14 protein-coding genes and 1 tRNA gene are annotated in these 14,854 nt (G+C 65.9%); 9 read left to right on the plus strand and 6 right to left on the minus strand.

All coding sequences use genetic code 11. The annotated features are described in order from the left end of the window. Positions 1-121: 121 nt before the first annotated feature. Positions 122-319, plus strand: a complete 198-nt coding sequence (locus IVA91_RS23370) for a DUF1674 domain-containing protein (RefSeq protein ID WP_247279992.1) — start codon at positions 122-124, stop codon at positions 317-319. A 484-nt stretch (positions 320-803) separates the two neighbouring features. Beyond that, complete coding sequence (locus IVA91_RS23375) at positions 804-1,388, plus strand: thermonuclease family protein (protein ID WP_247279993.1); 585 nt, start codon at positions 804-806, stop codon at positions 1,386-1,388. 54 nt (positions 1,389-1,442) lie between these two features. Here the strand turns inward: IVA91_RS23375 and IVA91_RS23380 are convergent, their stop codons facing one another. Together IVA91_RS23380 and acs are read right to left on the minus strand one after the other, a co-directional pair. Beyond that, entirely contained in the window at positions 1,443-1,958 is a 516-nt protein-coding gene (locus tag IVA91_RS23380) for a L,D-transpeptidase (protein ID WP_247280040.1), read from the minus strand. A 331-nt stretch (positions 1,959-2,289) separates the two neighbouring features. Further along, positions 2,290-4,236 (minus strand): acetate--CoA ligase, encoded by a 1,947-nt coding sequence (gene acs / locus IVA91_RS23385; protein WP_247279994.1) that lies wholly within the window; start codon positions 4,234-4,236, stop codon positions 2,290-2,292. 385 nt (positions 4,237-4,621) lie between these two features. Here acs and IVA91_RS23390 point away from each other — a divergent pair, with 385 nt between their 5' ends. Further along, a complete protein-coding gene (locus tag IVA91_RS23390; RefSeq protein WP_247279995.1) occupies positions 4,622-5,791 on the plus strand; it encodes a DNA topoisomerase IB in 1,170 nt (389 codons plus the stop codon). Positions 5,792-5,803: 12 nt separating this feature from the next. Here the strand turns inward: IVA91_RS23390 and IVA91_RS23395 are convergent, their stop codons facing one another. Continuing rightward, on the minus strand, positions 5,804-6,259 hold the full coding sequence (locus tag IVA91_RS23395) for an SRPBCC family protein (protein ID WP_247279996.1): 456 nt from the start codon (positions 6,257-6,259) through the stop codon (positions 5,804-5,806). A 101-nt stretch (positions 6,260-6,360) separates the two neighbouring features. On the opposite strand from IVA91_RS23395, the gene IVA91_RS23400 reads away from it, so the two are divergent. Continuing rightward, positions 6,361-7,440 (plus strand): adenylate/guanylate cyclase domain-containing protein, encoded by a 1,080-nt coding sequence (locus IVA91_RS23400; protein ID WP_247279997.1) that lies wholly within the window; start codon positions 6,361-6,363, stop codon positions 7,438-7,440. 30 nt (positions 7,441-7,470) lie between these two features. Here IVA91_RS23400 and IVA91_RS23405 read toward each other — a convergent pair whose 3' ends face one another. The 3 genes from IVA91_RS23405 to tsaD are packed head-to-tail and all read right to left on the minus strand — an operon-like array spanning position 7,471 to position 9,949. Further along, the gene (locus tag IVA91_RS23405) at positions 7,471-7,890 is read right to left on the minus strand and encodes an EVE domain-containing protein (protein ID WP_247279998.1); all 420 of its coding nucleotides are present in this window, start codon (positions 7,888-7,890) and stop codon (positions 7,471-7,473) included. A 2-nt stretch (positions 7,891-7,892) separates the two neighbouring features. Next, a complete protein-coding gene (locus IVA91_RS23410; RefSeq protein ID WP_247279999.1) occupies positions 7,893-8,873 on the minus strand; it encodes an NAD(P)H-dependent glycerol-3-phosphate dehydrogenase in 981 nt (326 codons plus the stop codon). 2 nt (positions 8,874-8,875) lie between these two features. Further along, on the minus strand, positions 8,876-9,949 hold the full coding sequence (tsaD, locus tag IVA91_RS23415; RefSeq protein WP_247280000.1) for a tRNA (adenosine(37)-N6)-threonylcarbamoyltransferase complex transferase subunit TsaD: 1,074 nt from the start codon (positions 9,947-9,949) through the stop codon (positions 8,876-8,878). 151 nt (positions 9,950-10,100) lie between these two features. On the opposite strand from tsaD, the gene IVA91_RS23420 reads away from it, so the two are divergent. The 5 genes from IVA91_RS23420 (at position 10,101) to IVA91_RS23440 (ending at position 14,805) form a co-directional block, all read left to right on the plus strand. Beyond that, the gene (locus IVA91_RS23420; protein WP_247280001.1) at positions 10,101-10,847 is read left to right on the plus strand and encodes a uroporphyrinogen-III synthase; all 747 of its coding nucleotides are present in this window, start codon (positions 10,101-10,103) and stop codon (positions 10,845-10,847) included. Positions 10,848-10,919: 72 nt separating this feature from the next. Next, positions 10,920-12,161 (plus strand): hypothetical protein, encoded by a 1,242-nt coding sequence (locus IVA91_RS23425; protein ID WP_247280002.1) that lies wholly within the window; start codon positions 10,920-10,922, stop codon positions 12,159-12,161. Positions 12,162-12,197: 36 nt separating this feature from the next. Continuing rightward, positions 12,198-13,985 (plus strand): heme biosynthesis HemY N-terminal domain-containing protein, encoded by a 1,788-nt coding sequence (locus tag IVA91_RS23430; protein WP_247280003.1) that lies wholly within the window; start codon positions 12,198-12,200, stop codon positions 13,983-13,985. 100 nt (positions 13,986-14,085) lie between these two features. Beyond that, positions 14,086-14,161, plus strand: a tRNA-Thr gene (locus tag IVA91_RS23435). A 248-nt stretch (positions 14,162-14,409) separates the two neighbouring features. Continuing rightward, positions 14,410-14,805, plus strand: a complete 396-nt coding sequence (locus IVA91_RS23440; RefSeq protein ID WP_247280004.1) for a hypothetical protein — start codon at positions 14,410-14,412, stop codon at positions 14,803-14,805. Positions 14,806-14,854: the final 49 nt, after the last annotated feature.

The raw sequence follows: 14,854 nt of genomic DNA on the forward strand, positions 1-14,854 counted from the left end.
TGGCACGCGAATATGCCAAATGTAAGAATCGCTTCCGGCTTTTTCAGCCCTTGGGCCCCATTTCAGGGATGCGTTATTGGACGTCGCGCTGCGGGCCGTCCTGCGCTAGAAAAGCCGCACGATGAGTGACCAGCCTTCCGTTCCCGATCGCAAGCCGCTGCCGCCCGCTGCCCAGCGCGCGCTGGCTGAAGCCGAAGCGCGGCGGCAGGCCGCGGCAGCCGAAGCCAAAGCGCGGCCGAAGGAGCTTCAGGGACCGAAGGGACCAGAGCCCACCCGCTATGGCGATTGGGAGAGCAAGGGCATCGCCTCCGACTTTTGAGCCCTTGCTGGTCCAGCGGGGTGTCCGCCGTGGCCATCACAGATCGCGATGCTCGCGCTCGGTGAGCGACAGGCGACATGATCTCGATGAACTTGCCCGCGCGGCTTGCTTAGTCTCTGCTCGGATTCCATCTGCTCGATGCGGATCAGGCTTCCTTGAATGTTTTGGCCGCACGCCGACCTCGTCACCACGACCGAAACAGGGAATCTCGATTGTCTTCTTGGCACCGCGAGCTGTAACAGCACCTCGCGGTGCGACGATCGGGCGGGCGATGTTCAGCACAGAGAAGACGAATGCGCCGCCGACGAGTGCGACGTTAGCGCACGATCCCGCTCCTGCCGCACCGCGAATTCGTTTGCCTCGCCCATCGAGTCGACAATCCATGAAAAGTGGAACTTTCCTGCAGGCTCGTGTGTCGATCGGAATTGTCGCATCTGGAGCGTCGCACTTGTCGGTTTCCCCGACTCAGCCCTAGCTTGGCTGGATGCGCCTCCCCAATCGCCCCAGTGCCTATCGGCCGCAGTTCGGCGGCTCTCCGTTCCATCGCCGATTCTCCGGACTGTTGCCCTGGATGTTCGTGGTCGGCGTCGTGACGGCTGTCGTGCTTGCCTTCCGGCACGGCACGAACTGGCCCGTCCCGCATGGAGCCGACGGCCAGGCGACCGAAGTCGTCCTCCAGCAGGCGGGAGATGCTGGCGCTCGCCAGCCGGTCGAGGTGATCCGCACTGTCGACGGCGACACGTTCCTGGCGCGCGTGCATCAGCGCAGCGGCGGCCATCTCGTTGTGCGGGTTCGCCTGCGCGGCATCGATGCGCCGGAACTGAAGGCATCTTGCCAGGATGAGCTGAACAAGGCCGAAGCCGCCACCGATGCGCTGCGCAATCTGCTCGGCCAGGGGGACGTAACGATTTCCAATCTCGGACCCGACAAATACGGACGCATTCTCGCTGATGTCGCGACCCGGCGGACTGCCAACGTTGCGGCGACGCTGCTCGCGGGCGGTTACGTGCGCAGTTACAATGGCGGCCATCGCGACGGCTGGTGCGCGCGGGGCTGGCGCTTCTGGTAGCAAAAAGCCGCGTCGCAAGACGCGGCTTTGGCAATCCTCTTCCGAACTCTTCGATCAGTGCGTGACGACCACCGTCGTGCCCACGGGGACGCGGCCGTAGAGATCGGTGATGTCGTCGTTGAGCATGCGGATACAGCCATAGGAGACGAAGCCGCCGATCGAGCCCGGCACGTTGGTGCCGTGGATCGCATATTCGCCGCCGGACAGCGTCATCGCCGCAACGCCCATCGGATTGCGCGGCGAGCCGCCCGGGATGACGTCGGGAATGCTCGGCTTGTCGCGCTTCACCTCGGCAGGCGGTGCCCAGGCCGGATTGAGATACTTGCCGTCGATCTTGGTCGTGCCGGCCCATTGCTTGCCGGCCTTGCCGACGCCAACCGGATAGCGCACGGCATGGCCGTTATCGAGAATGAGGTAGAGCCGCCGCTCGCTGGTCTTGACCACGATCGTGCCCGGCGAATAATCGGCCGGGTTCGTCCCGACCATTTCCGGCCGCGCCTCGGCCGCCGTCAGCATCAAGACCCCGAACCCCATGGTGGCGGCCAGCGCCACCGCAATCCTCATCGTTATCATTTTCCCCTTGCCCCGAAAGGATCGTCCAAACCACGCAAACCCGGCAATTGCGGCTTGCCCAGACATTCCTAACCGCGCTTGTTAACCGGATGGTTTCCACGCACGGTCGCCAAAGGCCAGCCAGCGGGGGGAACAAAGGAAATGTTCGAAATAAAGTAAATGACCTGAAAACAACACTCGGCGGGAAAGATGCGAACCTGTGCCGCGCACCCTGACGAGTGCGTGAGGATGTGAGCCGCGTCATTCCGGGCGCGCGACAGCGTGACCCGGAATCTCGAGATTCCGGGTTCGGTCCTGCGGACCGCCCCGGAATGACGATGGGTTGAGCCTATGCCTGCTTCCGGTTCTGCCTGTTTCTGACGAGGTCGTCGACCACGGCGGGATCGGCCAGCGTCGAGGTGTCCCCTAAGCTGCCCGGCTCGTCCTCGGCGATCTTCCGCAGGATGCGGCGCATGATCTTGCCGGAGCGGGTTTTGGGCAGGCTCGGGGCGAACTGGATCTGGTCGGGCGAGGCGATCGGGCCGATCTCCTTGCGCACCCAGGTCACGAGCTCCTTGCGCAGATCGTCGGTCGGCTCGACGCCGGCCATCAGCGTGACATAGGCGTAGATGCCCTGGCCCTTGATGTCGTGCGGGAACCCGACCACGGCCGCCTCCGACACCTTCTCGTGCGCGACCAGCGCACTCTCGACTTCCGCGGTGCCCATGCGATGGCCGGAGACGTTGATTACGTCGTCGACGCGGCCGGTGATCCAGTAATAGCCGTCGGCGTCACGCCGGCAGCCGTCGCCGGTGAAGTATTTGCCCTTGTAGGTCGAAAAATAGGTCTGCTCGAAGCGGGCATGGTCGCCATAGACTGTGCGCATCTGGCCCGGCCACGATCGCGTCAGGCACAGATTGCCGGTGGCCTCGCCCTCGAGCACCTTGCCGTCGGCATCGACGATTTCCGGCACAACGCCGAAGAACGGTTGCGTCGCCGAGCCCGGCTTGAGTTTTGTTGCGCCCGGCAGCGGCGTGATCAGGATGCCGCCGGTCTCGGTCTGCCACCAGGTGTCGACGATCGGGCAGCGGTCGTCGCCGACGACGCGGTAATACCACTCCCATGCTTCCGGATTGATCGGCTCGCCGACCGAACCGAGCAGACGAAGCGAGGCGCGCGAGGTCTTCTTCACCGGCTCGTCGCCGGACTGCATCAGCGCGCGGATCGCGGTCGGCGCGGTGTAGAAGATGTTGACCTTGTGCTTGTCGATGACGTTCCAAAACCTGGAATTGTCGGGATAGTTCGGCACGCCTTCGAACATCAGCGTGGTCGCGCCGTTGGCGAGCGGCCCGTAGAGGATGTAGCTGTGGCCGGTGACCCAGCCGACGTCGGCGGTGCACCAGTAGATGTCGCCGTCGTGATAGTCGAAGACGTATTGATGCGTCATCGAGGCGAACACGAGATAGCCGCCCGAGGTGTGCAGCACGCCCTTGGGCTGGCCAGTCGAGCCCGAGGTATAGAGGATGAACAGAGGATCCTCGGCATGCATGTGCTCGACCGGGCATTCCGTCGTCACCATCGCCGCCGCCTCGTGGTACCAGAGGTCGCGCGTCGGGTTCATGTCGACCTTGCCGCCGGTGCGCTTGACCACGACGACCCAGTCGACGCCGTCGGTTTTGGCGAGCGCCGCGTCGACATTGGCCTTCAGCGGCACCTTCTTGCCGCCGCGCAGGCCTTCGTCCGCGGTGATGATCACCTTGGATTGGCAGTCATTGATGCGCTGGGCGAGGCTGTCGGGCGAGAAGCCGGCGAACACCACGGAGTGGATCGCGCCGATTCGCGCGCAGGCCAGCATCGCATAGGCCGCTTCCGGGATCATCGGCAGGTAGATGGTGACGCGGTCGCCCTTCCCAACGTTGCGGGTGCGCAGGATGTTGGCCATCCGGCAGACCTCGTCGTGCAGCTCCTTGTAGGTGATGTGCCGGGATTGCGAGGGGTCGTCGCCTTCCCAGATGATCGCGGTCTGGTTGGCGCGCTTGTGCAGATGCCGGTCGATGCAATTTTGGGCAACGTTGAGGACGCCGTCCTCGAACCATTTGATCGATATGTTGCCGGGCGCGAACGAGACGTTCTCGATTTTCGTCGGCGCCTTCATCCAGTCGATGCGCTTGGCCTGCTCCACCCAAAAACCGTTCGGGTCCGAGATCGAGCGCGCATACATGTCCTTGTACTTGGCCTGATCGACCCAGGCCCGCTTCGCCCACTCTGCGGGTACGTCGTAGATCTTCTCGGACATGTTTCCCTCCACATACGGCAAGCCGAACGCGTGCGATTGGCAAGCCGACTTGATCGCTGAACGATTATGCGTCGGGCTAACCGGACCCGACAAGGAGCACAAGCTGGACCTTCGGCGGGCGGGATCAAGGTCCGCAGGGCGGCATGGCGCAAACCTGAAACAGGCCAAGAGGCGCCTTTCGGCTCTTTACCCAGATCTCCGAAATAGCGGGGTGCAGACCCGCATGCGCCGACTGGAGGTATCCGGCAACCGCCTATCACTGATTCAGGACTGGCAATACGGTTCGGAACACCCTAAATGGCCAACCCGGGTCCAAAGCGACCGCAGGAACAAAAATCAGAACAGCGGCATTGAACGGTAAGAAACAGGGCCAAGGCTTAACACTATGATGGATCAGCAGAATCTCGGGACGATGCGGCCCGCTTCAGCCGATCCTGCGGCCATTGCCCTCGCCAAAGCCCTTGGACAATGGCCGAAACCGGCTGGTTTCAGGCGTTCCAGCCCCAAAAAGACCTTCGACACCAGGCCGGCGGCGACCGTCGAGGCGCTCGCAAGGGAACTCGGCCTGCGGCTCGGCGATCAAAACGAGCTGACCATCCGGCGCATCAAGCGCGGCAAGGGCTACTCCTTCGTCCGCCCGAACGGGGCTCATATCCGCGACGCCCGCACCATCCGCCGGCTGCACGCCATGGCAGTGCCGCCGGCCTACCGCGAGGTGCGCTACTCCGCCGATCCGAGCTCGCATCTCCAGGCCGTGGGACGCGATGCCGCGGGCCGGCTGCAATATCGCTATCACGCCGATTGGGAGAAGGTCCGCGAGCACCGCAAGGCGCATCGCCTCGAGAAGCTCGTCGGCGCGCTGCCCAAAATCCGGCGCAAGGTCTCGGCGTTCCTGTCAGGGGACGAGCCGACGCGCGAGTTCGCGCTCTCGGCCGTCATCGAACTGATCGCCCGCACCGCGATCCGTCCCGGCAACGAATCCTACGCCCGTCTCAACGGCACTCGCGGCGCCACCACGCTGCTCAAGTCCAACGTCACGCTGGAAGACGATTGCTTTGTGATGACTTTCAAGGCGAAGGGCGGCAAGGCGGTGCGGAAGGAGTGCGACGCAGCCAAGCTAGTCCGCGCCATCGGCATTTTGCAGCGCGTTCCGGGCAAGCGCATGTTCCAGTATCGCGACGCCTACGGCATCGTGCGCGCGGTCAATACCACGCAGGTGAACGCGTTTCTGCGCGAGATCGCCGGCATCAAGATCTCGCTGAAGGATTTTCGCACGCTGATGGCGTCCGCCGTGGTCGTGGAATCGCTGTCGCGGATCACGCCGGCGACCAGCCAGCGTGGCCGCAAGAAGCAGGTGCTTGACGCAATCCGCGCCGCTGCCGACCAGCTCTCCAACACGCCGGCGATCTGCCGCAAGAGCTACGTCCACGACACCATCGTCACCGCCTTCGAGGACGGCATCCTCGAACGCTTTGCCGCGACCATGAAGGGCCAGCGCTCGCAGGCGAGGCGCGAGCAGCTTCTGGCGCAAGTGGTGGCGACCGCGGCGGTCTGATCCGCCTGTCGGCTACGCTTTGTTCGAAACGCCGCGGTCCTGACCGGGATCGCCACCGGCAGCTGCCGTGGTGAGCCGTTCCAGATAATGTGCCCACCCCGTCGCATGTGCGGCGGCCTGTTCTGCGGTCGGCAGGCCGCTGTGGGTCATCCGCAGCAACGTGCCGCCGTCTTGCTCAATCAGGTCGATCTCGATCAGGCTCGAGCCGGGCGGCACTTCCTGGCCGCCCTCCCAGCCGAACGTGTAGGCGAGACGATGCACCGGCACGACCTCGCGGAAAGCGCCGCGGGCGACGCCGCCGCGCGGGCCGACGCCTTTAAGCAGATAGAGCCCGCCGGGACGGGGCTCCGTGGTCGCGTCGGAACCCATCCAGCTCAAAATCTTCTCGGGGTCGGTCAGATAGGCGAAAACAGTCGCGCGCGGGGCGGCGATCTGGGTCTCGCGTCGCACTATGAACGGTTCGGTCATTGGCGATCATCCCTGGGCTGACACTCGGACATGGCGGGGCCGGAGCGGCCCGTCAAGGATTGCCCGTGACAAAGACGGCGCGCTTTCGTCATGATTGAGCCATGCATCTCTCCCCGACCCTCGCCTGGCTTGTCGATGCCGCCGCAGATAGTCTTGGGGCGGACCGCCTGCTTGCGGAACTCGGCGCCCATTTGGTTGCTGATGGCGTGCCGCTTGCGGCGGGGGCGCTGACGCTGGAAGTGCCTGACCCGCTGATCGCGAAGCGGACCTGGTTGTGGCGCGCCGACACTGGCCGGGTGATCGAAGCGCTCGGCTTTGCGCCGGGCGGGCTGGCACCGGACCCGCCGAACGATGCCGGCCGCGGCTGGCTGCGCGATATCGCGGGCGGTGAGGTGCACGAAGATATCGTCGGACGGGCCGATGGGCCTTTGCTTGGGTGGATCGGGCCGGGTCCGTTCACCTCGGGCGAGATCGAGCGATTGCGCCAGGCTGCACGTTTTGCCGCGACGCCGCTCGCCGTGCTCGCCGCGCGTGCCACGTTGCGGGCGACACTCGACGCCTATCTCGGCAAGCGCAGTGCGGAGCGGGTGCTGGCGGCGCCGCTGCGGCGCGATCTTGGCGAGACCATTCAGGCCGCGTTGCTCTATGCCGACTTGCGCAACTTCACCGGTTTGTCGGAGACAAGTCCGCCGGGCGATGTCATCGCAGCGCTCGATGCCTGGTTCGACCGCATCGCCGGCGCCGTTCACGCCTTCGGCGGCGAGGTGCTGAAATTCATCGGCGACGGCGTGCTGGCGATCTTTCCGGTGATCGAAGCGTCACCGCGCCGTGCCTGCGAGGCCGCTCTGCGCGCCGCAAGCGCGGCCGAAGCCGGGATGGCCTATCTCAACGAGGAGCGCCGCGGCAACGGCTTGCCGCCGCTCGCGTTCGGTGCCGCCCTCCATCTCGGCGAGATGCTCTGGGGCAATATCGGCGCTGCCAACCGGCTCGATTTCACGGCGATCGGCTCCGCCGTCAATCTCGCCAGCCGGCTCGAAGGGTTGTGCAAGCCGTTGGGGCGGACCGTGCTCGTGTCGGGCGCGCTCGCTGCAGAGACGGACATGCCTCTGATCGCGCTCGGATCGCATTCGCTGCGTGGGATCGCCGCACCGTGCGAGGTGTTTGCGTTGCCGCAGACGTAGGGCCGAGTTTCGCTCATTCGGGCTACGTACCTACGACGACATCCCACCCATCTTGCAGACGAGCTTCCACTCCTCCGCCGTCACCGGCTGCACCGACAGGCGCGAATATTTCACAAGCGCCATGTCGGCGAGCTTCTTCTCGGCCTTGATCGCGGCCATCGTCACCGGTGTCTTCAGGGGCTTGTCGGCCTTGATGTCGACGCAGACGAACTTGCCGGTCTTGTCGGTCGGATCCGGATAGGCTTCCTTGATGACCTCCGCGATGCCGACGATCTCCTTGCCCTCGTTGGAATGATAGAAGAACGCCTTGTCGCCCCTCTTCATGGCGACCAGGTTCTGGCGCGCGGTGAAGTTGCGCACGCCGGTCCAGGCCTCGCCCTTGGCGCCCTTCGCCACCTGCTGGTCCCAGGACCACACCGACGGTTCGGATTTCACCAGCCAATAAGCCATGTTCATTCCTCTGCCTTGAAGGGGCGCGTCAACAGTCCCGAGATAGCGGCATCGATCGTGCTCCGGCCGCTCAGGATCGAAGCGACCGCTTCCGATACCGGCATCTCAATGTGTTGCGAAGCCGCAAGCTCGATCAGAACCGGCGCGGTGGACTCGCCCTCGGCAAGCTTGCCTGCGGGCGGGTTCTCACCGCGGCCCAGTGCGAGGCCAAGCGCGAAATTGCGTGATTGCGGGCTCGAACAGGTCAGAATGAGATCACCGAGGCCGGACAAGCCCGTGAGTGTCTCGCTGCGCGCACCAAGCGCGCGACCAAGGCGTGTCAGCTCGGCAAAGCCGCGGGTCGTGAGCGCGGCCTGGGCCGAGGCGCCAAGTTTGCGTCCGACCGCAATGCCGACCGCGATCGCGAGCACGTTCTTGGCCGCGCCGCCGATCTCGACGCCACGGATGTCGGTGGAATGATAGGGCCGGAATCTCGGCGAGCCCAGCGCCTGCACTAGGCGGGTAGCCAGCGCTTCTTGTTTCGCCGCCAGCGTTACCGCGGTCGGCAGGCCGCGCGCGACATCGTCGGCGAAGCTCGGGCCTGACAGGATCGCCGGCTGCGCGCCCGGTGCAGCTTCGGTGATCACGTCGGTCATGAATTTGTGGGTGCCGTGCTCGATGCCCTTGGCGCAGGCGACGACGGGTACCGGCCTTGCAATGTGCGAGGCCAGCAGGTTGACCGCGCCGCGCAGATGCTGCGCGGGCGTTGCGATCAGCAGCATGTCGGCGCGCGCGGCGAGCGCCAGATCGCTCGTCACGACGATTTCCGGAGCGATCCGCACGCCGGGCAGCCGCGGATTGTCGCGCGTCGAGGCAATCCGCGTCGCATGTTCGGCATTGCGCGCCCACAGCGTCACGTTCCGTCCTGCCCGCGCCGCCACGGTTGCGAGAGCCGTGCCCCAGGCACCTGCCCCGACCACGGCGACGGAATCGAACGCGGTCATCACTAGAATCCCGCTCGCGTGTTGCCGTAGCCCGCCGGTGCCGTCGCGTTGGCATCGAGCAGCCAGCGTGCGCGGGGCTGCGCGTCCATCGTATCGGTCATGCCGAGCGCAAGGCGTTCGGCGCCGGCCCAGGCGATCATCGCGCCATTGTCGGTGCAGAGCTCGGGCGGCGGCATGATCAGCTGGGTCCCGGCCTGCTGCGCGACGTCGTTCAGGGCCTCGCGGATCGCCTGATTGGCGGCCACACCGCCGGCGGCCACGAGCGCGCGCGGCGCGCCGAACCGCTCGCGGAAAAGTCTTAGACCGACGCTCAAGCGGTCGGCCGTCGACTCCAGCGCGGCGGCTTGAAAACTCGCGCAGAGATCGCTGATGTCCTGCGGCGTGAGCTCGGCGATGCGGCTCGCTTCGTTGCGGACCGCCGTCTTCAAACCGGATAGGGAGAAATTGGCGTCGGGGCGCCCTTGCATCGGGCGTGGAAAGGCGAAGCGCATCGCATCGCCGCTTGCCGCCGCGCGCTCGACCTGCGGACCGCCGGGATAAGGCAGGCCCAGCATCTTCGCGACCTTGTCAAAGGCCTCGCCAATGGCGTCGTCGACCGTGGTGCCGAGCCGCACATACTGGCCGACGCCGGTGACCGCAACGATCTGGGTATGTCCGCCCGAGGCGAGGAATAGGCAATAGGGGAATTCGATTCCGTCGGTGAGACGTGGCGTCAGCGCGTGCGCCTCCAGGTGGTTCACCGCGACGAGCGGGGTGCCGTGCACCATCGCGATCGCCTTGGCGGTGGTGAGCCCAACGATGACGCCGCCGATCAGCCCCGGGCCCGCGGCCGCCGCGACACCGCCCAGCTGGGCGAAGCCGACGCCGGCCTCACTCATGGCGCGGTCGATGATGTCATCGAGCAGATCGACATGGGCGCGGGCAGCGATCTCCGGTACCACGCCGCCGAAGCGGGCGTGCTCCTCGACCTGCGACCGTACGATGTTGGACAGGATCGTCCCGCCACCGTCAGGCGCGCGCTCGACCACGGCCGCGGCGGTTTCGTCGCACGTGGTTTCGATGCCCAATACCAGCATTGGCGAATTGTTATCCAACTTGCGCCCTTGCGCTCATCCGTAAAGCAGAGTTCTGGTACGTCCGGTAGCATTCCGGGCACGGCTTGCGCAATCGTCACGCGCGGCCGCCCTCGCAAATGGCCACCGTCAAATGGTTCGGGAACACCAAGCGATGTCCATTCTCGTCACACGACCACATCCCGACAATGAGGCGTCGGCGGCGAGTTTGCGCGCGCGAGGGCATGTGGTGCTGCTTGCGCCGGTGCTCAAGTTCGAGCCGGTCGCCTTTCATGACGAGAGTGAGACGAGCTATGACGGCATCATCGTTACATCGGCCAATGCGATCCGTGCCGTCGCGCCGCAATTGCCGGGTCTTGGTCTGTTGCACTTGCCGCTGTTTGCGGTCGGCGAGCACACGGCTATTGCGGCGCGCGACGCCGGCTTTGCCGAGGTGATCGTCGCCGGTGGCGACGCCGCGGCCTTGCGTGACAAGGTGGTGCAGAGTGCACGTGACAAGGTGCTGAAGAAAAGGAGCACGCTGCTTTATCTGGCGGGTGCGGATCTGTCGCGTGATCTCGGCGCCGAGCTCAGCGCCGAAGGATTCAATGTGGTCACGCAGACCACTTATCGCATGGCTCCGGTCAAGTTGCTGCCGCGAGAAGTTTGCGAGGGCTTTGCCAGCCATGGGATCGAGGCGGTGCTGCACTATTCCCGGCGCAGCGCGCGGGCGTTCCTGGAGGCGGCGCGGGACGAAGGTGTCGAAATCTCGGCGCTGGCTATACCGCAATGCTGCCTGTCCGAGACGGTTGCCGGCGTGCTGCGAGAGGCCGGCGCGTCGCAGGTTCTGGTTGCGGCGACGCCGGACGAAAATGCCTTATTCGACACCTTGGAGCGTGCTTTGCGCACCCGTTTGGCGTAAGAGGTCGAGCCGAATCCGACGCAATCGGATCCGAAGGATCTGTGCAAGGTATGGATGTGAGGAACCGTCACGATGGTCGACGACAAGCCTGAAGACGCAGGATTGGCCCCCGACAGCGGTCGTGCCAAGCGCGCCCCTCCCACCATCGACCTCGAGGCGAGCGAAGTCTCGACCCAGCCGCAGCAGGCGGCGGGCGAGCCCGAGGCTCAGCCGACGCCGGAGCACGCCGAGACCGAGCCGGCACAATCCGAGCCGGCCAAGTCCGAACTTGCCGACGCTGAGCCGGAACGTGACGAGGCGCCGGCCGCTGTGGCATCCGCGCCTGTATCGCAGCCGATTTCGCCCTGGGTCGTTGCCCCGCTCTCCGGCGCTGTCGCAGCCGCAGTCGTGATTGCGGTCGGTTGGATGCTGGGCTGGCCCGCGGTGCAGGCGCCGCCTGCCGCACCGCAAGTCACGAGCGCGACGGTCGATGCGCTCAGCGGGCGGGTGAGCGCAGTCGAAGCCAAGGCCGGCAAGCCCGTCGCCGATCCAGCGATGGCGGCGCGGATCGACGCGCTGGAGAAGTCCGTCAGCAGTCTGCGCAGCGACATCGCCAATCTGCGCGAACAATCCGACAAGACTGCGAGCGCACTGAACGACGTGAAATCCGCTCCAGATGCTGCCGCGCCCGATCTTGCCACGCTCAACGACCGCATTGCGCAGCTCGAGCGCGCCAGCAGGACCGAACGAGCCGAGCTCGCGCAGCAAGGCGAGAAGATCGCCGAGGCCAAAACGATGGACGACAAGCCGCTGCGCCATGTGGTGGCGGCGGCCCTGCTCGACGTAGCCGTTCGCCATGGCGATCCCTATCAACAGCAACTGGCCGCGGCGCGGTCGCTGACGGCAAAGCCGGATATGCTGAAGCCGCTCGACGCCTTTGCATCGTCCGGCATCCCGACGCCGGTCGCGCTGAGCCGCGAGCTTCTCAATATCGTGCCGAAACTGTCGCCGCCGGCGGAAACCCAGACCGGCGGCACCGGTATCGTCGAGCGTCTCCAGGCGGGCGCGTCGAAGCTCGTCCGCATCGAACGCACCGACGGGATCGGCAATGACCGCGGTGCCATCGTGGCGCGCATCACCTCGGCGGCGCTGCGCAACGATGTGGCGGAGGCACGTCGCGAGCTGAAGTCGCTTCCGGAAACTGATCGCACCGCCGCGCAAGCCTGGCTCGACAAGGCCGATGCTCGCGACGCCGCGCTCGCCGCCTCCCGCAAATTCGCCGACGATGCCATGGCGGATCTCGCCAAATCTGATCCAGCCAAGCCTGCTCAATAAAGATTCGCGCAACGATCGGCGCTTATAGGGATCGCCATGCTTCGCATCGTCCTCTTTCTCATTCTGATCGCATTGGCGGCGGCCGGCGGAGCCTGGGTTGCCGATCAGCCCGGCGATCTGGTCCTGACCTGGGGCGGTCTCCGTGCCACGACGACCTTTCCCGGGTTCGTGCTCGGGCTTGGCATCTTCGCAGCCGCGATCGTGCTGGTCTGGAGCGTCTTGACCATGATCTGGCGCATGCCGGGGCGTCTGCGCCGCCGTCGTCATGAGAAGCGCCATGCCCGCGGTCGCCACGCGATCACTCACGGCCTGCTCGCGATCGGTCATGGCGACACCGCGCTTGCCCGTCGACATGCGGCAGCGGCCCGACGGCATGCGCCGAATGATCCGCTCGCGCTGCTCTTGCACGCGCAGTCGGCGCAGCTCGAAGGCAATCGCGACGAAGCGCAGCGCGTCTTCCGCGCCATGACCGAGCGTGAGGACACGCGGCTGCTCGGCCTGCGCGGCCTCTTCATCGAGGCGCAGCGCGCCGACGATGCGCTCGGCGCCGTGACGATCGCGGAGGAAGCGATCAAGCTGTCGCCATCCTCGACCTGGGCCTCCCATGCCGTGCTTGGCTTCCGCTGCGCGCGCGGCGACTGGGGCGGCGCGCTCGCGATCCTCGATTCGAATCTGTCCGCGGGTCTGATCGACAAGGGGACCTATCGCCGGCAGCGCGGCGTCCTGCTCACCGCGCGCGCGCTGGAATTGGAAACCATGGACCGCGACGTCGCGCGCGAGAGCGTGATGGAGGCGATCAAGCTCGCGCCGACCCTGGTGCCGGCCGCGGTGCTCGCCGCAAAATTCGAGAGCGAAGCGCATCAGGTGCGCCGCGCCATGAAGCTGCTCGAGGCCGCCTGGCTCGCCAATCCGCATCCCGATCTTGCGGATGCCTATGCCCATGTGAAGCTCGGCGATTCCGCCCGGCAGCGCTTGCAGCGGGTCGAGACGCTCGCGGCCAAGACGCCTGCCGACAAGCCCGGCCATGTCGAGGGCCAGCTCGCGATCGCGCGCGCTGCGATCGATGCCTCCGAGTTCGCCCGCGCGCGCGAGGTGCTCGCACCGTACCTCGACGATCCGACCCAGCGCGTTGCGCTGCTGATGGCCGAGATCGAGCGTACCGAGCACGGCGATGGCGGCCGTGCGCGCGCCTGGACCTTGCGTGCGGTGCGGGCCCGCCTCGATCCGGCCTGGACTGCGGACGGCTATGTCAGCGACCGCTGGCGTCCGGTCTCTCCGGTCACCGGCCGTCTCGACGCCTTCCAGTGGCAGACGCCGGTCGCGAGCCTGCCTTCCGACAAGGGCACCACGATCGAATCCTCGGCCTTCGAGGAGGCCATGCTGGCGGCACCGCCGCCGAAGCGAGTGACGGCGGCCAGCAAAGCGCCGGTGGAACCGGTGGAGACGGCGCCAGCGCCGGCTGCCCAGGACAATTCCCCTCCTCAGGCCAAGGAAGGTTCCAAGGAAGGTTCCGAGGAAGCTCCCATGGAAGCTCCCAAGGAGGCTGCCAAGGAAGAACCAACGATCGTGGCTTCCGAGCCGGTTGATCCGGCTCCCGCGCCTGCCGAATCATCGCCGCCGGCGGCAACGCCGGTATTCCGGAGCCGCGCCGACATTAGCAAACCCGGACCGGCCCCCATCCCTGCCGTGATCCCGATCGTCCGCGCGCCGGATGATCCCGGGGTCGACGACGAGGGACCGAGCGACGAATTTACGGAACAAATCGGCACGCCAAAGGCCCAGGCCGGCGGGTGGCGCGGATTCTGGTCTCGCTGGGGCGCGTGAGGCCCATTTCGAACGCCGCTTGTCCTTGCCAATTCGGGCCATGCCCGATATCAGGGGCGCGCGTATCGGGGCCGGCATTGTCCTGGCTCCGGCAGGGTTCGCCGCAATAGCTCAGTCGGTAGAGCACGTCATTCGTAATGACGGGGTCGGGGGTTCGAATCCCTCTTGCGGCACCACCACTTAGCTGTCCAGCCCGGAGACATAGGTAACAGGTCGTACCTGAGACATGGGTGACAACCTCGTGCCGAACGGGCTGTCGAGGGTTGCAGGGTCACTCACTCCACGCATTTCTTGGCACGGCCATTATAGCTCGGCCCGCACGTTCACTGCGCGCGCGAAGGGCGCAGCCTGAGTGATCGTGATCACGTAACCTCAGGCGGGCTTCCCGTAACGTCCCGGTTACGCCAACACGGGGAGATTTCACATGCGCAAGATCATTCTGGTTGCCGCCATGCTCCTGGCCTCTGCGTCTGCCCAGGCAGGCGGATCCCGCAGCCTGTCACTGGCCGCGGCAGGCGAGCAGACCTCCGCGCCGCAAATCACGACCACTTCGGCGACGGCCGCTCCGACGCAGGTGAGCGACGTCGTGCCAGCCAATGAGGCTCCGAAATATTCCGATCGTCCGCCGGCAGTGTCGCTTTCTGCGCCGGCTGCGCCGACCGCTCCGGCCGTGACGACGCCCACGACGAGCTCCGCGCAGGTCACGACGATCAAGCCCGCCAGCAAGACCACGGCAACGGCGGACAAGCCGAAGCACAAGCGCAGCTGGACCGAACGTCGCATCATCGGCGAGCTGCACCGCCACGGCATCTACTGGTAACAGCCGCTTGCCCAAAGCAAATGGCCGGGGGAAGGGCCCGGCCATGCGC

The organism is Bradyrhizobium sp. 153 (assembly GCF_023073835.1).
Classification (GTDB): Bacteria; Pseudomonadota; Alphaproteobacteria; order Rhizobiales; family Xanthobacteraceae; genus Bradyrhizobium.